20 protein-coding genes are annotated in these 22,071 nt (G+C 54.6%); 12 read left to right on the plus strand and 8 right to left on the minus strand.

Annotated features, from left to right (window positions below; all coding sequences use genetic code 11):
• Positions 1 to 3: 3 nt before the first annotated feature.
• Genes ACT53G_RS14225 through ACT53G_RS14235 form a run of 3 tightly spaced genes read right to left on the minus strand, consistent with a single transcriptional unit; the run spans position 4 to position 2,846 of the window.
• Complete coding sequence (locus tag ACT53G_RS14225; protein WP_194749739.1) at positions 4 to 702, minus strand: TenA family transcriptional regulator; 699 nt, start codon at positions 700 to 702, stop codon at positions 4 to 6.
• Complete coding sequence (locus ACT53G_RS14230; RefSeq protein ID WP_476169721.1) at positions 699 to 2,195, minus strand: AMP-binding protein; 1,497 nt, start codon at positions 2,193 to 2,195, stop codon at positions 699 to 701. The genes ACT53G_RS14225 and ACT53G_RS14230 overlap by 4 nt, the downstream gene beginning before the upstream one ends.
• Positions 2,196 to 2,204: 9 nt before the next feature.
• Complete coding sequence (locus ACT53G_RS14235; protein ID WP_476169722.1) at positions 2,205 to 2,846, minus strand: thermostable hemolysin; 642 nt, start codon at positions 2,844 to 2,846, stop codon at positions 2,205 to 2,207.
• Positions 2,847 to 3,212: 366 nt separating this feature from the next.
• Between ACT53G_RS14235 and ACT53G_RS14240 the strand changes: the two genes are divergently transcribed.
• Positions 3,213 to 3,926: a phosphatase PAP2 family protein gene (locus tag ACT53G_RS14240; protein ID WP_194749742.1), complete on the plus strand. Its 714-nt coding sequence runs from the start codon at positions 3,213 to 3,215 to the stop codon at positions 3,924 to 3,926.
• Positions 3,923 to 5,614, plus strand: a complete 1,692-nt coding sequence (locus ACT53G_RS14245) for a phosphoethanolamine transferase (RefSeq protein WP_476169723.1) — start codon at positions 3,923 to 3,925, stop codon at positions 5,612 to 5,614. The genes ACT53G_RS14240 and ACT53G_RS14245 overlap by 4 nt, the downstream gene beginning before the upstream one ends.
• On the opposite strand, the gene ACT53G_RS14250 is transcribed toward ACT53G_RS14245, so the two are convergent.
• Both ACT53G_RS14250 and ACT53G_RS14255 read right to left on the minus strand, forming a co-directional pair.
• A complete protein-coding gene (locus ACT53G_RS14250; RefSeq protein WP_476156338.1) occupies positions 5,611 to 6,120 on the minus strand; it encodes a hypothetical protein in 510 nt (169 codons plus the stop codon). The genes ACT53G_RS14245 and ACT53G_RS14250 overlap by 4 nt on opposite strands.
• The gene (locus ACT53G_RS14255) at positions 6,120 to 7,160 is read right to left on the minus strand and encodes a hypothetical protein (protein WP_476156336.1); all 1,041 of its coding nucleotides are present in this window, start codon (positions 7,158 to 7,160) and stop codon (positions 6,120 to 6,122) included. Before ACT53G_RS14255 ends, ACT53G_RS14250 begins: the two co-directional genes overlap by 1 nt.
• Before the next feature lie 38 nt (positions 7,161 to 7,198).
• Here ACT53G_RS14255 and ACT53G_RS14260 point away from each other — a divergent pair, with 38 nt between their 5' ends.
• Both ACT53G_RS14260 and ACT53G_RS14265 read left to right on the plus strand, forming a co-directional pair.
• Positions 7,199 to 8,881, plus strand: coding sequence for a sensor histidine kinase (locus ACT53G_RS14260; protein WP_476169724.1), 1,683 nt, complete (start codon positions 7,199 to 7,201; stop codon positions 8,879 to 8,881).
• Between the two features lie 2 nt (positions 8,882 to 8,883).
• Positions 8,884 to 10,257 (plus strand): sigma-54-dependent transcriptional regulator, encoded by a 1,374-nt coding sequence (locus ACT53G_RS14265; protein ID WP_476169725.1) that lies wholly within the window; start codon positions 8,884 to 8,886, stop codon positions 10,255 to 10,257.
• 10 nt (positions 10,258 to 10,267) lie between these two features.
• Here ACT53G_RS14265 and ACT53G_RS14270 read toward each other — a convergent pair whose 3' ends face one another.
• Together ACT53G_RS14270 and ACT53G_RS14275 are read right to left on the minus strand one after the other, a co-directional pair.
• Positions 10,268 to 11,068: a dioxygenase family protein gene (locus ACT53G_RS14270; RefSeq protein WP_476169726.1), complete on the minus strand. Its 801-nt coding sequence runs from the start codon at positions 11,066 to 11,068 to the stop codon at positions 10,268 to 10,270.
• An 18-nt stretch (positions 11,069 to 11,086) separates the two neighbouring features.
• Positions 11,087 to 11,476 (minus strand): DoxX family protein, encoded by a 390-nt coding sequence (locus tag ACT53G_RS14275; RefSeq protein ID WP_313986185.1) that lies wholly within the window; start codon positions 11,474 to 11,476, stop codon positions 11,087 to 11,089.
• A gap of 162 nt (positions 11,477 to 11,638) precedes the next feature.
• Here ACT53G_RS14275 and ACT53G_RS14280 point away from each other — a divergent pair, with 162 nt between their 5' ends.
• The gene (locus ACT53G_RS14280; protein ID WP_476169727.1) at positions 11,639 to 12,544 is read left to right on the plus strand and encodes a LysR family transcriptional regulator; all 906 of its coding nucleotides are present in this window, start codon (positions 11,639 to 11,641) and stop codon (positions 12,542 to 12,544) included.
• Here ACT53G_RS14280 and ACT53G_RS14285 read toward each other — a convergent pair.
• Positions 12,528 to 12,932, minus strand: coding sequence for a DoxX family protein (locus tag ACT53G_RS14285; RefSeq protein ID WP_338656148.1), 405 nt, complete (start codon positions 12,930 to 12,932; stop codon positions 12,528 to 12,530). The two genes, ACT53G_RS14280 and ACT53G_RS14285, sit on opposite strands and share 17 nt — an antisense overlap.
• A 228-nt stretch (positions 12,933 to 13,160) precedes the next feature.
• Here ACT53G_RS14285 and ACT53G_RS14290 point away from each other — a divergent pair, with 228 nt between their 5' ends.
• The 7 genes from ACT53G_RS14290 to ACT53G_RS14320 all read left to right on the plus strand — a co-directional run bounded on the left by ACT53G_RS14290 (position 13,161) and on the right by ACT53G_RS14320 (position 22,059).
• Positions 13,161 to 13,799: a TetR/AcrR family transcriptional regulator gene (locus ACT53G_RS14290; RefSeq protein WP_476145347.1), complete on the plus strand. Its 639-nt coding sequence runs from the start codon at positions 13,161 to 13,163 to the stop codon at positions 13,797 to 13,799.
• A complete protein-coding gene (locus ACT53G_RS14295) occupies positions 13,792 to 14,877 on the plus strand; it encodes an efflux RND transporter periplasmic adaptor subunit (RefSeq protein ID WP_379073345.1) in 1,086 nt (361 codons plus the stop codon). Before ACT53G_RS14290 ends, ACT53G_RS14295 begins: the two co-directional genes overlap by 8 nt.
• A complete protein-coding gene (locus ACT53G_RS14300) occupies positions 14,877 to 18,077 on the plus strand; it encodes an efflux RND transporter permease subunit (protein WP_476169728.1) in 3,201 nt (1,066 codons plus the stop codon). Before ACT53G_RS14295 ends, ACT53G_RS14300 begins: the two co-directional genes overlap by 1 nt.
• Before the next feature lie 148 nt (positions 18,078 to 18,225).
• Positions 18,226 to 18,882, plus strand: a complete 657-nt coding sequence (locus ACT53G_RS14305; RefSeq protein WP_476169729.1) for a protein-L-isoaspartate O-methyltransferase family protein — start codon at positions 18,226 to 18,228, stop codon at positions 18,880 to 18,882.
• Between the two features lie 54 nt (positions 18,883 to 18,936).
• Complete coding sequence (locus ACT53G_RS14310) at positions 18,937 to 20,253, plus strand: TolC family outer membrane protein (protein ID WP_476169742.1); 1,317 nt, start codon at positions 18,937 to 18,939, stop codon at positions 20,251 to 20,253.
• 4 nt (positions 20,254 to 20,257) lie between these two features.
• Entirely contained in the window at positions 20,258 to 20,812 is a 555-nt protein-coding gene (locus ACT53G_RS14315) for an isochorismatase family protein (protein WP_476169730.1), read from the plus strand.
• Between the two features lie 125 nt (positions 20,813 to 20,937).
• Complete coding sequence (locus ACT53G_RS14320) at positions 20,938 to 22,059, plus strand: Fic family protein (protein WP_476169731.1); 1,122 nt, start codon at positions 20,938 to 20,940, stop codon at positions 22,057 to 22,059.
• Positions 22,060 to 22,071 lie beyond the last annotated feature (12 nt).

Raw genomic sequence — 22,071 nt, forward strand, 5'->3', positions numbered from 1 at the left:
CTCCTAAGCTGCCTGGTGCAGCGTGTGATTGATCGCCGCTTGTGCCGCGACATGTTTAAAGATCTCGCCATACAAGCGGTAAAACCGTTTGGCCGCATGAATGATCGCTTGCTGGTCTTCTACGTTGGTCACTTGATTCATGAGACTTTCGTAGAAAGTGACATGGCTAATATCCAGCGACCCATGCGAAAACAGGTAGCTGAAGGCTTTTTTAGGCAACTGCAGGGCCTGCATGATTTTTTCGCCGGCCTGGGTAGCCACCGCCGTGCTGGTGCCTTCAAGCACTAACACCATGCCAAAAAAGCCCAGTGGATTCACGCGGTGTATCATGTCGTAGGCATAAGCCACCATCACCTCGGTTGCATGGCAAGCGGCATCTTGCTCGGTTGCACTGTGACGCACAGACTCTTTGTCGCCACCGCAGGCTTCAATATCATTCAGCACCCATTCCTGATGCCCCATTTCTTCCTCGATATATTCACCAATCGCGGTCCGCAACCATTCATACTCGCCGCTCAACCGGCCGCCGCAGGCCATCAGTAACGGCGTGGTGTGTTTGACGTGATGATAGGCTTGCGTCAGGAAAGCACGATAGGTTTCCAGGGTGATGTTGCCCTGTGCGCCTTGTTGGATCAAGGGCAAAGTCATTAAGGCGTTGCGTTCCTGCTCAGTGGCGCTCAATAATTGTTGATAAAAACTCATGCGGAAATTCCTTCATAAAGGGCGTTGATTTCTGCGGCATACGCGGCAGCAATCACATCGCGTTTTAAACGGCCATTGGCCGTCAGTTGTCCGTTTTGTGGGGTAAAGGGCTGCTTGGCATATATCACATCGCCCACTTGCGCATAATCAGGCAAGCCCTGATTCGCCCGTGCAATGCCTTGCGCCACTTGCGCCTGACTTGCCTGTGGTGCAAGCACCACCACCGCCACGTTATACGGCCTCGCTTCTCCAAACACACAAGCCTGTAACAATCCGGCCTGCTGAATCAATGTCGTTTCGACCCACTCTGGCGACACGTTGCGCCCGAATGAAGTAATAAACAGATTTTTTTTGCGGCCAGACAGGATCCAGTGACCTTCGGCATCCTGGTAGGCCAAATCGCCGGTCGGCAAGTAACCGTCCACATCAAGCGCTGGTTCAGTGATCGTCCCATCTGCCGCCATATACCCAGCGTAAATGGCTCCTTTGACCCACAACTCGCCGTGGCTATCCACGCGCAATTGCACGTGCGGCAAGGGCTGACCAATACTGCCGTGCTGATTGGCCAGCGGGGTATTCAGTGTGACCACCGAGGCACACTCGGACAAGCCATAGCCTTCGTATACCGGCAACCCCAGTGCATGTGCCTGTAACAGCAGCGCTGGCGCCACCTTGGCGCCCCCCACTGCGACAAAGCGCAACTGAGCCAGGGCCGACTGACCGGCTTGCAGGCAAGCCACCAGCGCACGCAACAACTCTGGAATCAAAATGGCCGTGGTGGCCTGGCTGGCTTGCAGGCCACGGTAGAGCTTGAAGATATCAAACTGGCTACCGCTAAAGCCAACGGCCTCGCAGCTGTAGACCACGACGGCGGTGCCAGAGATCAGGCTGGCATAAACGCCGGCGACATTTTCCAACAAGGTGGCCAGTGGCAACACGCAAAAATGGCAGTCATCGTGGCCTGGTTTGACCTGTGTGCGAATCGAACTGGCAACTTGCCACATGTGGTCTTCGCTCAGGCAAACGCCTTTGGGCGCGCCGGTCGTGCCAGAGGTATAAGTAATTTTGGCCACAGGCGCCGCCCTGTCATGCGCCTGCACGCGAAGCAGCGTGACCATCTTGTCGGCCACCTGCCATTCAGCAACTAGCGCAGCCTCGGGGAACAGGCCTAGCCAGACTGCGGGCGTATCAGTCAACACCAGGCTGACGCCCGCATCCAGAATGGCATGCTGCTTTTGCGTCGCAGAGAAAAAGGCGGGCACCGGTACATTGGTCCAGCCCGCCGCCAGTATCGCCAGATCCAGCACGATCCAGGCCGGGCTATTATCAAGCGCCAAGGCGACACTGGCTTGCGGTGTCAACGTCATCAACGCCGAAGACACGCGCGTGATTTCTTTGGCAAGGGCAGCATAGCTCAGTTGCGTCTGTGCGCCCTGTAAGGCAATCTGCCCGGGAACTTGAGCCGCCTGCGCTTGAATTTCGTTCAGTATCATGATCGTGGCTTATAAAGGATCAGCCACACCGCGAATCGCCACAATTTGCGGGATATGTTTGTAGTAGCTGCCCCATTTTTCACGTTCTTGCGCGTCCAGACGATCAGGATTCGCCGCCGCTAATGGATATAAGTCTCGCCCGCCCTTGATCAGGCCATTTTGCAAACTGTGATGTGCGGTCGCAACGCCCCATGGTAAATTCATACTCAGGCTATGTTGAATCACATGCGCAATCAGCACGCCGGCATTACGCGGATTGGCCACCGCCAGGTTACCAAAATAGGTGATTTCATCACGTGCAATGTCGCGGCCAAGCTGGCGCGACATCAACTGCTCAATCGGCTCATCAATATACTGCTCGAGAAACAGACGGCCATGGGCGGCATGATGCAAACCAAAGGCCGCCATCAGCACACCACTGGCATCCCGCAAGGCCACCAATTGCGGCATAAACTGGCTGACTTCTGCACCATAAATCTGTTTAAACACCGCAGCAATAAAGGCCTCCACTTCCTGACGGCAGGGGGCCCCCTGCTCGACCAGGTGTCCGGTAATTTCATTGACCTGATAACGCTTGGCCTGGGCAAAGTCTCTCAGCTCATAGGCAGAGGCCGCGTGATAAAATGCTGTGTTTGGTTCTGAATGTAACATGTCAACCGTCTCGCAAAGAATGCTCTTGGGCTTTCATTTGCAATCCTTATGCCAGATCAATTTATACTTATAAATCATCATCTTAATCAAAAGCCACCCCGCGAACCCCTGCATATTTTGCAGACTATTAAAGGCTGTGTATTCAGCTTCTGCATATTTTGCAGAGGCTGATCGTCTATGAGCTGGCGCAGCCCTGTCAAGGATACAGTGTTTTCCCAATGCAAATCAGTCGTTTATCTTAGTATTAACGACGTGTACGGGAATGTGGCACACGGTTTGCATTTCATGTCCACGTTTTTGAAAACAAGAGACGCACCTCCTGTTAATCGTGCGAATATGGATAAAAACAGGCATACACACTGAGCGATGAATACTCAAACAATAACGCAACCCTGGTTACCTGAACCGACCTTGGCCATGCTGTGGAAAGCGTGGCTGCTCTCCGCCATGGTGATTGTCTGGCTGGCCAATGGTACAAGCATAGATCTCTATCTGGCCGATCAGCACTTTGACTTTGCTCAACAGGCCTTTAGCCAAAAGCATGCTTTTTTTTACGAAACCATCATGCATGAATATGCCAAGCATCTGCTGACCTTGCTCTGGCTCACCCTGTTGTTGATCAGCAGTGTGCCTGAACGCTGGGTCGGCAAGCGGCTGACAGCCTCCATGCGCTATAAATTACGCTGGATTCTTTTTTTGGCCTTGCTCAATGCGCTGCTGGTCTCTGGCCTCAAACATCAAATGCCGCATGCTTGCCCCTGGGATGTCGTGCGTTATGGCGGCGAGCTACAGTGGGCGCCTACATTCAGCAGCCATGCCGGGATTGAAGAGGGACACTGCTTTCCAGCCGGACATACCACCAGTGGCGTCTGGCTGTCGGCGCTCTGTTTGTTGTGGCTGCCGCACGCCCCGCGTAAAGCTCTGCTGGTGGCGCTATCTGGCCTGGCCGTCGGCTTAATGCTGGGTTGGGCGCAACAAGTCAGAGGTGCCCACTTTTTATCGCATACCCTGACATCGCTTTGGCTGATGTGCAGTTGGCTATTGCTGGTCCTTACTTATACCAAGAGTCGTATTGAATGAAACTATTTGCAAATCTCAAGCGTGCTTTGCACGCACTGTTTACCCCCCAAATCTGTCTGATTTGGGCCGTCAGCCTGTGGTTGATGCTGACCAGCAACCATGCGCTGTTTAGCCACATCCTGAATCTCTACCCCTGGAATGCAGAAAATGCAGGCTTTATTATCAGCTTGAGCCTGTTTTTCACCTTTAGTATTACCTGGTGGCTGATGCTGTTGAGCCATGGCAAATCTGCCCGCTGGATGTTGGCGGTGATTGTGTTGTCTGCCGCCTGGGCCGCGTTTTATATGGATGAATTCGGCGTGATTATTGACCATGTCATGCTGGACAACGCCGTCAAAACAGATGCACGTGAAGTCATGGGGCTTTTATCGTGGGGCTTTTTCATCAAAATGCTGTTGCTGGGTGTGATACCGGCACTGGTATTGATCAAAGCCGTGCCTGCCCGTTTTTTTGTGCGGGATGCGCTTAGCATTCGCCTCAAACAGATCGGCCTGTTGATGTTGGGCATGGTCCTGGTAGTGATCCCCTGCAGCGCAGATTACGCGACCTTTATCCGCGAACACAAAATGGTACGCATGTATGCCAACCCCACCTTCTTTCATTACTCGCTGGTGAAGTGGGCCTCGAAAAAAGTGTTTACCCGCAGTATTACCGGCTTGCAGAAAACCGCGGTAGATGCGGTCAATGTAGGGGAGCCGCGTCACCATGAACTGATTATTATGGTGGTCGGTGAAACCGCCAGATTCGATCGCTTTTCATTGAACGGCTACCATAGGCTGACCAACCCCAGGCTGAGCAAGGAAACCGTACTGAGCTTTAAGCAGGTGACCTCTTGCGGGACGTCCACCGCGGTTTCCGTACCGTGTATGTTTTCTTTGCTGACGCGCAAGCAATATGACGAGGAGAAAGCCTTGCATATGGAAAATGCACTGGACGTCCTGCAAGCGCATGGCGTGAGCGTACTTTGGCGTGACAATAACTCGGATTCAAAAGGGGTGGCGTTGCGCGTACCGTATGAGGATTTCAAATCACCGATACACAATCCGGTCTGCAATGACAACGAGTGCCGTGACATCGGCATGCTGAGCGGCCTGGACAATTTTGTCGCAAAAAACAAAGACAAGGATATTCTGATCGTGCTGCATCAGATGGGTAATCACGGGCCGGAGTATTACCGTCGCTATCCCGATGAATTCAAACGGTTTACGCCCGTGTGTAAAACCGGTCGCCTGTCGGAATGTACACAAGAAGAAATTGACAACTCTTACGACAATGCCATTTTATACACCGATTATTTCTTATCTGAAGTGATTCAGTTTCTGAAAAAATATGACGACCAGCGTGAAACAGCAATGCTCTATGTCTCTGACCATGGTGAGTCATTAGGCGAACACGGGATTTACCTGCATGCGGCGCCCTACATGATTGCGCCGCAGCAGCAAACACATGTGCCGGCCATTTTGTGGCTGGGGCAGCATTTTGACTATCAGCTGTCGCAAGTGACCCCTTATGAAAACTATCCACTCAGCCACGACGATGTGTTCTGCACACTGCTCACCGCCTACGAGCTGAAATCAGAAGTGTGTCATGCCGAATTTAGCTGGTTGGCACAAAACCGTGAATTGATCGAGGAACAAAGAAAGCACCTGATCCCACAACCGGGGCAAGCTGCCATCCCGGCAAACTAATTCGTATCACACCTGATCGTGGGCGCATCCGCGCTCACTTTGCCGGAGGACAGCCACAACACGGGTTTGACACGCTCATCCACATGGCAGGCATCAATGTAGCCGACGGCGCCATCGGTTTCAGCCACGTAACGGATCATCGCTTCTTCGGATTGCACCGTGTATGGCGGCTGCACTCCGTGGAAGTAGAGCCCGTTCCAATAGTTGATTTGTGAGCGCGGCGTACTATGCAATATCCATTGTGAAAACTTGAGCCGCAGTGGGTGCTCACTGTGCAGATTGACAGGATGCAGCGCCTGCCCATGCTCGGCATACAGTTTCTTGCGCCAGAAAATCAGGCCCAGCTCATCGGCATGGATGCTGGGGGCCAGCCCCGCTTGTGCAGGCACAATCACGGCAATAGGCCGGTTGTCGTCTGCCGCCTGTACGCTTGCCGCCATGAGCATCAGCATGCTCAGCAGACTGACGAGTCTACGCAGGCGATGATGTCTTTGCTGTAACAACATTAAAACATCACCGCAAAAGAGGTTACAAACCCGCGCGGCACATCGCTGTACTCCCCGCTGCCCCCAATAAACTCAAACTTGAGCAACTGGTTGGGTTTGACGCGCTTGGTCATGCCTAATACCCAGCGGTCTGCATTTTTGCTTTCCACTTCATGCAGCGTTTCCAGGCGGGTGATCCAAAACCACTCCTGACCTAGCGCATAGGCACTCTGCACGTAGCCGCCGCTGCCACCGTCATCGCCCGCCGTGGTTCTGCGCTCATACACTTCACCGCTAAACTCCCAGCGGTTGAGTTCAAGCAAAAAATCCAGGCCAAAGACATGATACGTGGGTGAGCCCGCATAGTTTTTCTGATAGCTCATCACATTGAGGCCCAAAGTATTTAAACCAGCATTGGCGCCGGTCAGGCCTAAAATATTGTTGAAGGCGACGCGGGCTCCCATGACGTCGCGAAAGATGATTTCGTCGCCATCCTGATGCTGATCCTTGAGGGCTTCTGCATATACCTGATACTCAAGATCCACTTGCTTGACCGGCAAACTGCCAAACAACATGGCACCGTTGATGCCATAAGGGAACATGCGGCGCGTGACCAAGGGCCGGCTGGCGGTCCATACCAGCGGCGGCGCATGCAGTTGGTTCCAGCGTCCGGCAGGGGTTAGAAAACGTCCCAGCCTGACATTGGCTTTGTCATTTAGGTTGTAATCAAAATAAAAACGCTCGAGGTCAACGTAGCTTTTTTTGGTATTGACACCCTGATGATGGTCGTAAGAAAGCGGGTCTTCCAGCTCCAGCTCGCTAAAAAACTTGACGCGGCCCCCTTGGTCCCAAGTGGTGATCATACTGATTTGATTCAGCGTAAACTGGGTGGATTGCGTGCGAGGGACGCGAATGTCAGCACTGGTGTAGCCCCCCACATGAAACGCATTCCAGAATGCATCCAGGTCTTCGGCGGCCACCGGCTTGCATAGCATACTCAGGCTGATTACACTGAGCATGACTCGAATACTGAGCACAACCCGACTAAAGCTGTTTAACATATCTGACCCATGATGATCGTCCCGGCTAAAACCATTTGATGCGTATTTTCTCACATCTGCCGCGCTTGCAAACGCCACTCACCATCCGCAAAATGCTTTTAATTGTATTTTTGCTGGCGGGCCTGTTGCCGGCACTCATGGTTAGCCTGATCAGTTTTTACCAGGCAAGGCAGGCGCTACGCGTAGAAATCAAGCACGACCTGCAAACCACCGGTAAAGCGGTTGCCGAGCACGTCGACCGGGTGTTGAACGAACGTGTACAGAACGTCCGCAGCTGGAGCCAGCTTGGCATCATGCAAGACTTGCTGATAGAAGACATTGATAAACGCTTGTCGATGTTTTTGGCCGAGACGCGTAAAAGCTACGCAGAGCAATACCTCAGCCTGGATGTCATTAACCTCAAAGGGCATGTCGCGGCTTCCAGTGAGCCCGCACATATTGGCCAGCCCCTGGCAATTCCGCCTGAGTGGATTCGGTTCCAGGATGATGATCAGGTAATCACGCTTTACCGGCTGGATCATCAGCAGCTCATGATTTCGGCCCCCATCCTGTCGCAGAATACCCTGCAACCGCTTGGCACCCTGGTCGTCACCTTTAACTGGCGCGTGATTGAAAATCTGCTCGACCATGCAGCCCAACACAGCACCGAGCTGGCCTTGTTTGATCAAAAATTAAACCTGTTGGCTCAATCCAGCCACTGGTCCGATCAACAGCATAGCCTGCATGCACAGGCACCGCTGATCAGCCGTCTGCCGTTACAGGGCTGGCAGGTACATCTGAATAAAGATCACGATGAAGCCGTCGCGCCTGTGCATAGGCTGGGCATGATTTTTATTGTGGTGCTGGGCGTGACGCTGGTCTGCTCCATCCTGCTGGTACGCCCGATCGCGCAAAACATCAGCCGACCGCTGGAAGCCTTGACCCGTTATGTACAACGCTTTCGCCAACTCGACGCCATTGCCCCGGTGTCCAGCGGGCCGGTCGAGGTGCAGTCCTTGCACCAGGCGTTTACCGACATGGTGGCAGAGCTCGCCGCCTCGGAGCAGCAACTGACACGCGCGGCCAAGCTGGCGGTGGTCGGTGAAATGGCAGCGGCCATGAGCCATGAAGTCCGCACCCCCTTGGGTATCATGCGTTCGTCCGCAGATGTCTTGTTACGCGAACCGAATCTTTCAGAAGATGGCCGAGAAGTGCTGGGCTTCATTATTTCTGAAACCGAGCGCCTGAACAAACTGGTCAGCACGCTGATAGACTCGGCCCGTCCGCGCGCACCCAGTAAAATCCCGCTCGACCTGCAAGCACATTTGCAGCATGTGATCGCCCTGCTGCAGGCGCAGGCACAATCCAAACAATTGACCCTGTCGCTCTCTGCCTCAGCGGTCGTGGTGGTGGAGGCGGACCAGGACCAGATGACGCAGGTCCTGCTCAACCTGCTCATGAACGCCATCCAGATTTTGCCCAAGGGGGGCCACATCGCCCTCAGCTTATGGTCAGATGCGACACATGCCCATATTTCGGTCGCAGATGACGGTCCCGGGGTGCCCCCTGCACAACAAACCCATCTGTTTGAAGCCTTTTTTACGCAACGCGCGGGCGGCGTCGGGCTGGGCCTGGCGGTGGTCAAACAAATCATGGAGACCCACGGTGGTACAATCCAATACTCAACCAGCCCCTGGCAAGGGGCGCAGTTTAACCTGACCTTGCCACTCGCAAACACTTAATTATGTCCAGTCCACAACACACCATTTTAGCCGTTGACGATGAACCCCACATGCGCAGGCTGCTCGAAATCAGCTTGCGGCAAGCCGGCTACAAAGCGCTTTCGGCAGGCAACGGCCGCGAAGCGCTCGAGCTTGTCCAGCAACAGCAGATTGATCTGGTCGTGAGCGACCTGCATATGCCGGGCATGAGCGGTTTGCAGTTGCTTGAGGCCTTGCGCAAGCAATTTGAGCGCCTGCCATTCATCATGGTCACCGCCCAGGGCGAAATCAAAACCGCCGTCGAAGCCATGAAGCTGGGCGCCAGTGATTATATTTTGCGTCCGTTTGAGCTCGAAACATTGGAAATCGCGATTCAGAAGGCACTGGCAATCAACCGGATTCAACTGGAAAACTCGTTTTTCAAGGAGAGCAGACAACCCACGGTCACCGGCCTCATCGGCGATAGCGTGCCCATGCAGTCGCTGAAACAAATGATCCAGCAAGTGGCGCCGGAAAGGGCCACCGTGTTTATTGTCGGTGAAACCGGTACCGGCAAAGAGCTGGTCGCTAAAGCCCTGCATGATGCTTCGCCCAGAAAAACCGAATTGTTTGTTGCGGTGAACTGCGCAGCGATCCCGGCAGACATTCTTGAGTCAGAATTATTTGGTCATGAAAAAGGCGCATTTACCGGGGCGGTGAAAGAGCGCGTTGGCAAGTTTGAGCTGGCCAATGGCGGCACGCTGTTTCTCGATGAGATCACCGAAATGCCGATTCAACTGCAGTCGAAACTGCTGCGCGTATTGCAGGAGAATGTGGTGGAAAAACTGGGCGGCAACCGCCAAATCGCGCTTGATGTGCGTGTGGTGGCGGCGACCAACCGCGACCCCATGCAAGCCGTCAAAGAAGGCAAACTGCGCGAGGATTTGTATTACCGGCTCAACGTGATTCAACTGCAAGTGCCGCCATTGCGCGAGCGGGGGGAAGATGTCGGCTTGCTGGCAGCGTATTTTTTGGCTAAACGCCACGGCCAGCTCAGCGAAAGCGCACGCCTGTGTTTGCATCAATATCGCTGGCCGGGCAATGTCCGTGAGCTGGAAAATATTCTTGAACGCGCCGCGATTCTGGCAGGCAGCCAAACCATACAGCCCCAGCACTTACCGGCGGACATTGCGCAATCGCCCGGCCTTGGCCCGGCTTCGTCCACCGCCAATCTTGACATGCCCACGACTCCGGTGGAAAACGACCTCTCGATTCCGCGTGCCACGGAAGCCATTGAACGCCGCTTAATCCTCAAGGCACTTGAAGCCTGCCAGGGCAACAAAACCAAAGCCGCCAAGCAGTTAGAGATTAGCGAGCGCTCACTGTGGAACAAACTGAACCAGTACGGCCTGCGTTAATCGGCCATCCTCAACCCTGAGCGGTCCACAAGTAGGCATCCATGGCCAGAATGCCATAGGTGGTTTCGGGCGTGTAGCGTTGCGCGGGTCCAAACACCTTTCCAGGTGCCGTGCCCGACACACTGCCTGCGGCGACGAACAGCGGCATCAAATGATCTTCGGTGGCATGCGCTTGCCGTGCCCAGGCACATTCATTGCGGTAATTGCACAGCGAGTCCCATTGCTGTTGCGCGATGCGTGCCGCCATCCAGTCGGCAAATGCATCTACATAAGCCAGCGGCAGTGCATTGCGATCTGCGCTAAAAAAATCCGACAAATTATGCGTGATGGCGCCGGAGGCGAGGATCAGGATATTTTGCGCATGCAGCGCTTGCAAGGCCTGACCCAGCGCAAACTGGGCAGCAGGCGAGCTGCGGCTCTGGATTGAAAGCTGCGTCACCGGAATATCGGCTTGCGGATACATGAGCATCAAAGGCACCCAGGCGCCGTGATCCAGCCCCCGGTCAGGATGCACTTGTACAGGTAAATCATGCGCCTGCAGCAAAGCGAGCACTTGCTCCGACAACCAAGGCGCGCCTGGTGCCGGATAGGTTTGCATGTACATGGCCGGGGGAAAGCCCGCAAAGTCATGCATGGTCTCTGGCTGGCTAGCCAGGCTCACCGTTGGCACACGCGTATCCCAATGCGCAGACACCACCAGGATCGCCTCAGGCCGGGGCAAACTGGCAGCTAGCGCGGCCAGCATTTGCCCGGTCAGGCCCGGCGCTAACGCCAGTGATGGCGCGCCATGCGAAACAAACAAAGTGCTCATATCAGCCTTGACCGCAACCTAGCGGCGACGATTATCAACACTCAACGCCCCTGGCCCGAACGCAACAACCATCAACAACCCACCGACGATGGTCAGGTTTTTCAAAAACATGATCTGCTGGATTTGGTCTGCCATATTGTTGTGAAACATGAACGCGGTTGCCACGGTAAATACGGCAATCCCCGCTGCGGCCAGACGGGTTTGATAGCCAACCAGCAAGGCGATGCCCAGTACCAGTTCGACAAACAAGGCAATCGCATAAGCCACTTCAGGCATAGGCGCGCCGACACTTTGAATATAGCCGATGGTTCCGGCGGGATTAGCAGCTTTGCTCAAGCCACTGATGATAAAAATATGTGACAACAAAATACGGCCGGTCACACTGGCGGCGGATTGCAAAGCATTCATGGATAGGCTCCTAAAAGCGTGTGCAGGGGAATCTGCCAGCACGCATCTGATTAAAAAAGTCGGGTTCATCCGGCTCACTGACAAAACGCATTGTATGCCCGCGCCATAAAAATGATAATTACCCTATAATGCGTAAAACTGTCTCATTAAAGTTGACAATAGATGACCTCTTTTGAAGATTTGCATTTCTTTGTCGAAGTGGTGAAGCATGGCAATTTCACCACCGCGGCGCAATCGCTGGGGATTTCCAAACAGCTGGTGAGCCGGCGCATTATTGCGCTGGAAGCGAGATTGGGCATGCGACTGCTGCAACGCACCACCCGCAAACTGTCTGCCACCGAAACCGGCAAAGTGTTTTTTCAGCGGGCGCAAACAATTCTGCAAGCACTGCATGAAGCGGAGCTGGAGGTCAGTAACCGCTCAGGCGATCTGCGCGGCCTGCTGAAAATTTCAGTGCCACTGTCTTACGCCAGCTTGCGCCTGGCGCCGGCTTTAACCGCATTCATGCAGCAACACCCGCAACTGGAAATCTGGCTGGATGCCGATAACCGGCATGTGGATATGGTCAGCGAAGGCTATGATATGGTGATACGCGTGACTGACCAGCCAGAGGAAGGCATGGTGGCACGCAAGCTGGAAGACGCCGCGATGTGCTATTGCTGCAGCCCAGCATATATTGCACAGCATGGCATCCCATCGACCCCGCATGCGCTGGCCAAGCATATTTGCCTTACCCATCGCGCCAGCGAGTGGCAGTTTGTCGAGCATGACCAGATCCACCGCATTCCCATCCAGCCCAGGCTCAAGTCCAACCACGGCGAAGTCTTGCGTGATGCTGCCCTGGCCGGGCTCGGGATCACCGGGCTGCCGGCGTTTTATGTGGCAGCCGACCTGCAAGCAGGCCGCCTGGTAGAAGTGCTGGCCGACTACCGGCGGCCGCAGGGGGGTATTTACGCCATGTACCCTTATCACAAACAGGTCTCAGCCAACACGCTGGCCTTGATTGAGCATTTGCGTCAATGGCTGCAAGCACCGCCTGCGGGGACAGCGATCACTGCGGCAACATAATGCGCTTGCCGCCATCCACACTGTAGCCGCCTGGACCAAAGGCAATCACAATCAGCAAACCACCGACGATGGTCATGTTTTTAAGAAACATAATGACTTGCAGCGGGTCGGCCATATTGCTGTGAAACACCAGCGCAGTGACAAAGGTAAACAGCGCAATGCCAGCCGCAGCCAGCTGTGCACGAAACCCCAGCAGCAAGGCAAAACCCAAGCCAAGCTCAACCACCAGCGCTACGGCATAAGCCAGCTGCGGCATCGGCAAATGCGCACTTTCGATATAGGCCAGCGTGCCCGCAGGATCCAGCACCTTGCCCACCCCACTCACAATAAACACCAACGATAACAACACACGCCCCAACAAACTGATCCACCGTTGCCGTACATTCATCTTGATCGCTCCTTGTCATTATTTGGATTGCGCAAGCGTCGCCCGCCCCCATGATTACACCGGCCAGTGCATTGCGGCAATCTTAACCCGCGGTGCAGCTCAAAACCGAATACCGGTGTATCACATTTGTTACTCTGCACCATTCAGCACAGAATTACCAGCACCCATTGACATCAAATAATTACAATGTTAACTTAACAACGTTACATTTAATGTCAGTGGTCAGCCATGCCCCCCAAGGTTAAAACAGAAGTCGAGAAGCAAGCGATCAGGATGCTGATCATGGATGCTGCGCGCGAACTGTTTATTCACCAGGGGATAGAAGCGGTCACCATGCGCGCGGTCGCCCAACGGGTGGGCTATACCGCCACCAGCCTCTATCTGTATTTCAGTGACAAAGAAGCCCTGATCCGGGCGGTGGTCGATGCCGACTTCCTCAAACTGGCGCAGGCACTCAAAAGCACCTTTGAAATCAGCGACCCCTTGCAGCGATTTCTGCAATTTGGCCAACACTACATCGAGTTTGCACTGAAGTATCCCAATCATTACCGCATGATGTTCATGACGCCTCATCCGCCTTTGGCCCCAGAACTGTCCAGCATCGAGCGTCACAACCCGGAGCAGGATGCTTACGCGCAGCTGATTGAAGTGGTGACCAGCGCCTGGCAGGCGGGCATCTTCCGACCGACACTGACTGACCCGGTGCTGATTGCGCAGACGGTATGGTCCGCCATGCATGGTCTCTGCGCCTTACAAATCAATATGTGCCATGACGCCTGGGTCAACTGGCGGCCTCTAGAATCGCGCATGCAGGCCATGGTACAGATGTGGACGAATGGTTTTTTGAAAGCCCCTACCCATGAATAACGCTCGCCTTTATTTATACAGCCTGGCCCTCATGACCGTATTGAGCGGCTGCCAACCTGAGACAGAGGCGCCAGCTGCGCCGCGCCCGGTGTGGGTGATGACCATCGCAGACAGCGCAGTCGCAACCACCGCCCGTTACACCGGCGAAGTGAAGTCGCGCTATGAGTCGAATATTGGCTTTAGAATTAGTGGCAAAATCATTACGCGTGCTGTCAATGTCGGTGAGCTGGTTAAAAAAGGGCAACTCATTGCGCAACTGGATCCGAGCGATACCCGTTTGAATGCCCAATCGGCCAGCGCCGAAGTGCAAACCGCACAGGCCAACCTGGCGCTGGCGCAAACTGAGCTGGCCAGACGCCAGCAACTTTACCGCCAGCAATTTATTTCAAAATCGGCCCTGGACAGCTACGAGACACAAGTGAAAACCAGTGCAGCCAGGCTAGAGCAGGCCAAATCGCAAGCCGCAGTCAGCCAGCATCAAACAGGCTACACCCAACTGCTGGCAGACCGTAGCGGTGCCATCGGCATGATACAGGCCGAGCCGGGACAGGTGGTGGCCGCCGGACAAACCATTGCCCGGATTTACGACTTGCAAACGCTGGAAATCCAGATTGCCGTCCCCGAAACCGTGATTGATACCCTGCACCCCGGTGATCAGGCCAGCGTAACGCTGCAAGGCCTGCCCCACGCCTATCAGGGCCGTATTCGCGAAATTGCGCCGGCAGCCAATAGCCAGACCCACGCCTTCGATCTGCGCATCCAGTTGCTGGATGCTGATGCCAAAGTCAAACTGGGCATGACCGCAGACGTGCGCTTTTTATCAGGTGCAGCCAGGCAAACTATCTTGGTCCCGAGCACGGCGGTCACCCAATTTGCCGACCACCCCAGCGTCTGGGTGATCGACGCGCAACAGCAGGCGCATCGACGTGCGGTGACCACCGGCAACGTCACTGAAGCGGGCGTAGAAATCACCTCTGGCTTGCAAGCCAACGAGACCATTGCCACCATCGGCGTGCATACCCTGACAGAGGGCATGCGCGTGCAAGCCGTCACTCCTGGCCCGGAGGTATTGCGCTAATGAGCGAACACACTACCCCAGCGCATAAAGCCGACAGCCCTTCGCTGTCGCAGCGTTTTAACCTCTCGACCTGGGCCCTCAAAAACCAGGCCCTGGTGCTGTATTTCATTTTGCTGACCTTGCTCGCCGGCAGCTTTGCCTATACCCACCTCGGGCAATCTGAAGACCCGCCCTTTACCTTTAAAGTCATGCTGGTGCGCGCCAGCTGGCCGGGCGCCTCTGCGCAAGAGGTTGAGCAGCAGATCACAGATAAAATTGAAGAAAAACTGCAAGAAATCCCCTCCATCGATTACACCAGCAGCTATTCACGCCCAGGTGAGTCGGTGGTGTTTATTGTCATTCGCGATAATACCTTCTCCGAAAAAATCCCCGAGCTCTGGTATCAGGTACGCAAAAAAATTGGCGACATCCGCCACACCTTTCCACGCGACCTGCAAAGCCTGACCTTTAACGATGAGTTCAGCGACGTCTATGGCAGCATGTATGCCATCACCGCCGACGGCCTCAACCCGCAACAACTGAAAAGACAAGCCGAATGGGTAAGAGCGCGTCTGCTCAAACTGCCCGATGTGGAAAAAGTTGATTTGTTTGGTGAGCAACCACAAAAAATCATCATCGAAATTTCCAATCAAAAACTCACTTCCCTGGGCATCACGCCGGCACAACTGGTGCAAATCCTGCAACAGCAAAACAGTGTCGTTGGTGCCGGGACCTTTGATGCAGGCCCGGAAAGAATCCGCCTGGATGTCAGTGGTCGCTTGCAAACACTAGAGAATTTACGCCAGTTTCCGATTCGGGCAGGGAATCAGAACCTGAGGCTGGGCGAGATTGCCACCATTAAACGCGGCTATGCCAATCCGCCGGCAGAGCGCATTCACTTCAATGGCACGCCCACCTTGCTGATCGGGGTCAGCATGCAGGCCGGCGGTGACGTCATTGCCTTGGGCAAGGCCATGCAAAGCACCATACGCAGCGTGCAAACACAATTACCGGTCGGCGTGCAATTGCATCTGGTCACCTCGCAGCCCGAGATCGTGCAACACTCGGTGCATGATTTTGTCCGCTCCCTCATTGAAGCCTTGCTGATTGTGCTGGCGGTGAGCCTGCTCTCCCTGGGCTGGCGGACCGGCATTGTGGTCGCCGTCGCAATCCCGATTGTGCTGGCGGGGACATTTCTGCTCATGGAATGGTTTCAGATTGGCCTGCACAAAATTTCGCTGGGCGCACTGATTTTAGCGCTAGGCTTGCTGGTCGATGATGCGATTATTGCGGTCGAAATGATGGCGGCCAAAATGGAACAAGGCTGGGAGCGCATGCAAGCAGCCTCGTTTGCCTTCACCTCTACCGCCATGCCCATGCTGACCGGCACCCTGGTTACAGTGGCAGGCTTTCTGCCGATTGCCACCGCGGTCTCCTCAACCGGCGAATATACCCGCTCCATCTTCCAGGTCTCGGCCATTGCACTGAGTCTGTCCTGGATTGCCGCGGTGATTGTGGTGCCCTTTTTAGGCTATCACTTGCTGCCAGATGCCGCCGCACATGCCCAACCTTCACTCTGGCGCCGGCTCAAGCAAACATTAGGCTTTAAAAGCGATGATCAAGAAGCGAGCGCTCACAATGAAGAGACACTGTATGCCACGCCGTTTTACCAGCGCCTGCAAGGTACGGTCAGCTGGTGTGTCCAGCATAAGGGCCTGGTGATTCTGGCAACCATTGCCTTGTTTGTGGTGGCCATGCTGAGTTTTGGCAAAGTGCAGCAGCAGTTTTTCCCCGACTCGACCCGCCTCGAAATTGTAGTTGATTTGCGTCTGGCCGAAAATGCCAGCGACCAGTCCACCGAAGCGGCCGTGACCAAACTCGAGCGCTGGCTCAACGATTGGCAAGCAAAACATGGCAAGGTGGAGAATGTCGTGTCCTACCTGGGCTCAGGTGCCCCCCGCTACTACTTGCCGCTAGACGTGCAATTGCCACACCGCGCCTTTGCCCAACTGGTGATTTTGACTAAAGACCTGCCACAGCGTGAAGCCTTGCGCACAGATCTGCTGAACTTGTTTCAACACGATTTTCCACAACTCCGCGCTTCGGTATTGCGGCTGGAAAATGGGCCTCCCGTCGGCTTTCCGGTGCAGTTCCGCGTCGACGGCAAAGACCTGAAGGCGATCCGTGAGGTGGCGCACCAGATTGCAGACGCGATGCGCGCCAACCCGCACCTGATCAATGTGCAACTGGGCTGGGAAGAACCGAGCAAAGTGATCCACATTGAAGTGGACCAGCACAAGGCACGCCTGCTCGGCATCCATTCGCCAGACATCGCGCAGTTACTCAACACGCAGTATTACGAACAGGTGGTCAGCGAGTTCAGGGAGGCGAATGAGCGCATAGACCTGGTCATGCGTAGTCCGGTCGATGAGCATGCGCAACTGTCGCAAATCGGCCAATTAACAGTATTGAGCCAGAATGGCGAACGCGTGCCGCTGGCGCAAGTGGCCACCATTGAATATGGCTTTGAAGAAGGCGTGATCTGGCGCCGCAACCGCGTGCCTTCGCTCACGGTGCGTGCGCATTTACGCGGCAAGATGCAGGCACCGGTGGTCTCCGGCCAGGTGCAACAAGCCATTGCCCCGATTTTGCAGCACTTGCCGGCAGGCGTCACCGTAGAAACCGGTGGCGCGATTGAAGAGTCCGCCAAAGGCGCCAGCTCGGTGGTCAAAGGCGTCCCGCTGTTTTTGGCCGCCGTATTCACGTTGCTGATGCTGCAACTGCGCAGCTTGGCTAATGTCTTTCTGGTGGTATTAACCGCTCCCTTGGGCATGATAGGCATTAGCTTTGCCCTGCTGATTTTTAATATGCCGTTTGGCTTTGTCGCCATGTTGGGCAGCATTGCGCTCTCCGGCATGATCATGCGTAACTCTGTCATTCTGGTCGACCAGATCAATCAGGACATTGCCGAGGGCGCCTCGCTGGAGCAAGCGGTGGTGCAATCAACCGTGCGCCGCTTCCGGCCGATTGTACTGACGGCCGCTGCGGCCATTCTGGCCATGATTCCGCTGACGCGCAGCGTGTTCTTCGGGCCGATGGCAGTCGCGATTATGGGCGGGCTGGCCGCCGCCACCTTGCTGACCATTTTGTTTGTGCCGGCACTATACGCGTTCTGGGCCCGTTTGACCGACAGAACCATGCAATCATGGCGCAATCAATGATAGGGCGCGATTAAAAAATTTCGACGCCGCATAGATTAAATAGGTAAGGCGCAATTTTTTATGCGCAACGCAGTATCGCAACGAAAGTTCAATGAATAGAAGTGCCCTATAATGTTTTTTCTCTTTAACCGGATAGTGGGATTCAAAAATGACAGACCAGGCAACCGCACGTTTTAACATGATTGAGCAACAAATCCGCACCTGGGAGGTGCTGGACCCGCAAGTATTGGCCACGCTGAGCAACACGCCGCGTGAAGCATTTGTGCCAGACGCCTACCGTGGCCTGGCGTTTGCCGATATTGAAATCCCGCTGGACATGGGTCAGCACATGCTGAGCCCAAAAATCGAAGGGCGTTTTTTGCAAGCGCTGCAACTGCAAACCAAAGACAAAGTGCTACTGGTCGGCGCTGGCAGCGGCCATCTGACCGCACTGATGGCGCAACACTGCGCACAAGTCACTGCGCTGGAGATCTTCCCCGAGCTGTGCGCGCTGACCGCGAAAAACCTGGCCAAACAAGGCATCCAGAATGTACAGCTGATTGAGGCCGATGGTCACAATGGCTATGAAGCTAAAGCCCCTTATGACGCCATCGTGTTTACCGCCTCCAGCCCGGTGGAGCCCGAAGGCGTGCGCTACCAGTTGAGCATTGGTGGCCGCATGCTCATCGTGCTGGGCAAAGCCCCGGTCATGCAGGCGACGCTGGTACAACGTCTGGCCGAGCACAGCTTCAAACAAGACGTCCTGTTTGAAACCAGCCTGACTGAAATGCAAAACGCACCCCAGGCCCTGGCCTTTACTTTTTAACACCTCATGTCTGTTTAATGCCTTATGTCTAGCCCTGCCTATTTGAAAGTAGCGATGCTGATTGCCAGCCTGTGGTGGTCGGCAGACGCCAGTGCTGCCGCGCAAAGCCTGGTAGACGTTTATCAGGAAGCCCTCGCCAGTGATCCGGTGCTGGCCTCGGCGGGCAGTGCCAATCAGGCTGCGCAAGAAGTGATAGAACAGGCCAAAGCTGGCTACCGTCCTTCAGTGAATTTCACGGCGGGCGCGAATGCCAACCGCACCGATTTAAAAATCGTCGGTAGCCAGGCGCCCTTCCCCGGCGGGCGCAACAACTACGAAGCTTATCAGGCACAGCTACAAGCCAGACAACCGCTTTTCCGCAAAGAAGCGCTGGAGCGCATAGACCAAAGCAAGGTGCAGGTGAGCATCGCTGACAAGCAATATCACCTGGCACAACAAAACCTGATGTTACGCACCACGCAGGCCTATTTTGAGGTGCTGCTGGCGCAAGACCGCAACGTGCTGATCACCGCGCAAAAAGAAGCCATTCAGCGCCAGTTGCAACAGGCAAAGGCCAATTTTGAGGTGGGCACCACCACCATTACCGACGTCAATGAAGCGCAAGCGCGCTATGACCTGATCGTGGCGCAAGAGCTGGCCGCACTCAATGACATTGATATTGCCAAACGCAGCCTGCAGGCGATCACCGGCAAATTGCCAGAACGCCTGGCCAGTGTGCGCGAAGATATCCAGATCAGCCCCAGCCTCAAGCCCATGCAAGAATGGCAAGAGGTCGCCCATGCCAGCAACCTGAATATCCAGATTCAGCAAGAAACGGTACAGGTGAATGAAAAAGATATCGAAATCGCGCGCGCCGGGCATTACCCCACCGTAGATGCCGTCGCCAACTATCAGGACAGCTACGCCAATGGCGGCCAATACGGGTTTGGTGCCGATCTGAAAAGTGCCAGTATAGGCGTGGAAGTCTCTGTCCCGCTCTATCAAGGTGGGGCCGTGAATTCACGCGTGCGCCAGGCGGCTTACAATCGGCAAAAAGCCCTAGATGACTTGCAAAACGTCATGCGCCAGACCACTCTGGAAACCCAACGCGCCTACCTCAACCTGAACACCAGCATCGCGCAGGTAAAAGCGCTTGAGCAAGCGCTCAAGAGCAGCCAAAGCCAGCTCGACTCCACCAAGCTCGGTTACGAAGTCGGCATACGCACCAGCGTAGATGTACTCAACGCCCAGCAGCAATATTACAGCGCCAACCGTGATTTATTGCAGGCCCGCTATAACTACCTGGTGAATATCATTCGCCTCAAAACCGCCAGCGGCATCGTCTCCGAAGCCGACCTGCAAGATATAGACCAACAACTAGCCAAGAGATAAGCCCATGAAGCCAGTCATTGCCACCACAGATGCCGTTTGGATGCTGATTGATATACAAACCCGGCTCTGTGACGCGATGCAACCTGAGCCCATGGCCGCCGTCATCAAAAACATCCAGCGCCTGATTCAAGGCGCCCAGCTCCTGAATATCCCGCTCTGGGTGACTGAACAATACCCGGAAAAACTCGGCGCAACCCTGCCCGCGCTGCAAACCCTCTTGCCCGACTACACCCCGCGCACCGCAAAACTCGCCTTCTCCGCCTGGCACGAATCCGCCTTTCAGGAATCCTCCGTTAGCGTCGCCCCGCAAGTCGTGCTGTTCGGCTTAGAGGCCCATATTTGCGTGCAACAAACCGCCCTAGATGCACTGGCCGCAGGCAAACAAGTCTTTATCGTAGAAGACGCCGTCATCTCACGCAATGAGGCCAACCGCAACAATGGCATCGAGAGAATGCGTCATGCCGGTTGTATCATCACAAATACAGAATCCATGCTGTTTGAGCCCATGCAAGGCGCCACGCATGCACAATTCAAGGCCGTGTCGGCACTGATTCGGTAAGACATCACCGCACTCATATTTTATTGATTGGCAAAAATTCCCTCGTGCGGTAATTAGCGCCGTTAATTACCGCAAAATATGCGGTAATGATTGACGCTCGCTCCACCCCATGTCATGATCACCGCATGACTAGCGGTGATCATCAAAAATATCTCTGGCAATCGGCAGACTGGCCGCACTGGACATTTGTGTCTGCAACCCTGATGCCGCTGTTATCGGAGGCCAACCTGGCGCGCGGCAAGTTACTGGGCGCCATCCAAACCTTGGGATTTACACTCGCCGAAGAAACCAGTTTGCGTACGCTCACCAACGACGTGGTTAAATCAAGCGAAATCGAAGGCGAACATCTGAGCAACGAAGTGGTGAGATCATCCCTTGCAAGAAAACTAGGGCTGAATATTGGTGGCCTGCTGCCATCGACTAGACAAGTCGATGGTGTCGTGGAAATGATACTAGATGCCACGCAAAATCACGTGCAACCACTGACGCATGCACGCCTGTTTGGCTGGCATGCCGCACTCTTTCCTAACGGTTATAGCGGTATGCATAAAATTACAACCGCAGCCTATAGAACCGACGCAGACGGCCCCATGCAGGTGGTCTCCGGCGGTATAGGGCACGAAACCGTACATTATGAAGCGCCACCCGCGAAAATCATCGCTGACGAAATGCAGTTGTTTTTAGACTGGTTTAACCAATCACCAGACACAGATCCATTGCTCAAAGCAGGACTGGCGCATCTGTGGTTTGTCAGTTTGCATCCATTTGAAGATGGTAATGGCCGCATTGCCCGTGCCATAGGCGATATGGCTTTGGCAAAAGCCGACCAATCAACGCAACGTTTTTATAGTTTATCCACGCAAATACAACTGGAGCGCGAAGACTATTATTTGCAACTGGAAATGGCACAAAAAGGCACCATGGACATTACAAACTGGCTGCACTGGTTTTTAAGCTGCCTGCTTCGTGCTATACAACAGGCCAATCAAGACCTCAAAGGTGTCGTATATTTGACACAAGTCAGCCAACGCACTCTCAACGGCGCGCTGAATGAGCGGCAAATCAAAATGCTTGATAAGCTCATGCACAATTTTGAAGGCCACCTCACCACTGGCAAATGGGCAACTTTGACCAAATGTTCAACTGACACCGCTTTACGCGACATTACCGAGCTGGTTTCCATAGGGGTGCTGGCCAAAGCGGGTGAATCTAAACGGGCAGCGCACTATGTGTTGACCTGGGAATAAGCATTTGCAAAC

The sequence above is a fragment of the Methylophilus sp. DMC18 genome (assembly GCF_056314005.1).

Bases quoted from the DNA above. Each gene is read 5' to 3' on its own strand.
- ACT53G_RS14315 (WP_476169730.1), top strand. From the start codon at position 20,258: ATGAAGCCAGTCATTGCCACCACAGATGCCGTTTGGATGCTGATTGAT.
- ACT53G_RS14240 (WP_194749742.1), top strand. From the start codon at position 3,213: ATGAATACTCAAACAATAACGCAACCCTGGTTACCTGAACCGACCTTG.
- ACT53G_RS14265 (WP_476169725.1), top strand. From the start codon at position 8,884: ATGTCCAGTCCACAACACACCATTTTAGCCGTTGACGATGAACCCCAC.
- ACT53G_RS14300 (WP_476169728.1), top strand. From the start codon at position 14,877: ATGAGCGAACACACTACCCCAGCGCATAAAGCCGACAGCCCTTCGCTG.
- ACT53G_RS14225 (WP_194749739.1), bottom strand. From the start codon at position 702: ATGAGTTTTTATCAACAATTATTGAGCGCCACTGAGCAGGAACGCAAC.
- ACT53G_RS14245 (WP_476169723.1), top strand. From the start codon at position 3,923: ATGAAACTATTTGCAAATCTCAAGCGTGCTTTGCACGCACTGTTTACC.
- ACT53G_RS14305 (WP_476169729.1), top strand. From the start codon at position 18,226: ATGACAGACCAGGCAACCGCACGTTTTAACATGATTGAGCAACAAATC.
- ACT53G_RS14310 (WP_476169742.1), top strand. From the start codon at position 18,937: ATGCTGATTGCCAGCCTGTGGTGGTCGGCAGACGCCAGTGCTGCCGCG.
- ACT53G_RS14270 (WP_476169726.1), bottom strand. From the start codon at position 11,068: ATGAGCACTTTGTTTGTTTCGCATGGCGCGCCATCACTGGCGTTAGCG.
- ACT53G_RS14295 (WP_379073345.1), top strand. From the start codon at position 13,792: ATGAATAACGCTCGCCTTTATTTATACAGCCTGGCCCTCATGACCGTA.
- ACT53G_RS14230 (WP_476169721.1), bottom strand. From the start codon at position 2,195: ATGATACTGAACGAAATTCAAGCGCAGGCGGCTCAAGTTCCCGGGCAG.
- ACT53G_RS14260 (WP_476169724.1), top strand. From the start codon at position 7,199: ATGCGTATTTTCTCACATCTGCCGCGCTTGCAAACGCCACTCACCATC.
- ACT53G_RS14280 (WP_476169727.1), top strand. From the start codon at position 11,639: ATGACCTCTTTTGAAGATTTGCATTTCTTTGTCGAAGTGGTGAAGCAT.
- ACT53G_RS14275 (WP_313986185.1), bottom strand. From the start codon at position 11,476: ATGAATGCTTTGCAATCCGCCGCCAGTGTGACCGGCCGTATTTTGTTG.
- ACT53G_RS14235 (WP_476169722.1), bottom strand. From the start codon at position 2,846: ATGTTACATTCAGAACCAAACACAGCATTTTATCACGCGGCCTCTGCC.
- ACT53G_RS14285 (WP_338656148.1), bottom strand. From the start codon at position 12,932: ATGAATGTACGGCAACGGTGGATCAGTTTGTTGGGGCGTGTGTTGTTA.
- ACT53G_RS14250 (WP_476156338.1), bottom strand. From the start codon at position 6,120: ATGTTGTTACAGCAAAGACATCATCGCCTGCGTAGACTCGTCAGTCTG.
- ACT53G_RS14290 (WP_476145347.1), top strand. From the start codon at position 13,161: ATGCCCCCCAAGGTTAAAACAGAAGTCGAGAAGCAAGCGATCAGGATG.
- ACT53G_RS14320 (WP_476169731.1), top strand. From the start codon at position 20,938: ATGACTAGCGGTGATCATCAAAAATATCTCTGGCAATCGGCAGACTGG.
- ACT53G_RS14255 (WP_476156336.1), bottom strand. From the start codon at position 7,160: ATGTTAAACAGCTTTAGTCGGGTTGTGCTCAGTATTCGAGTCATGCTC.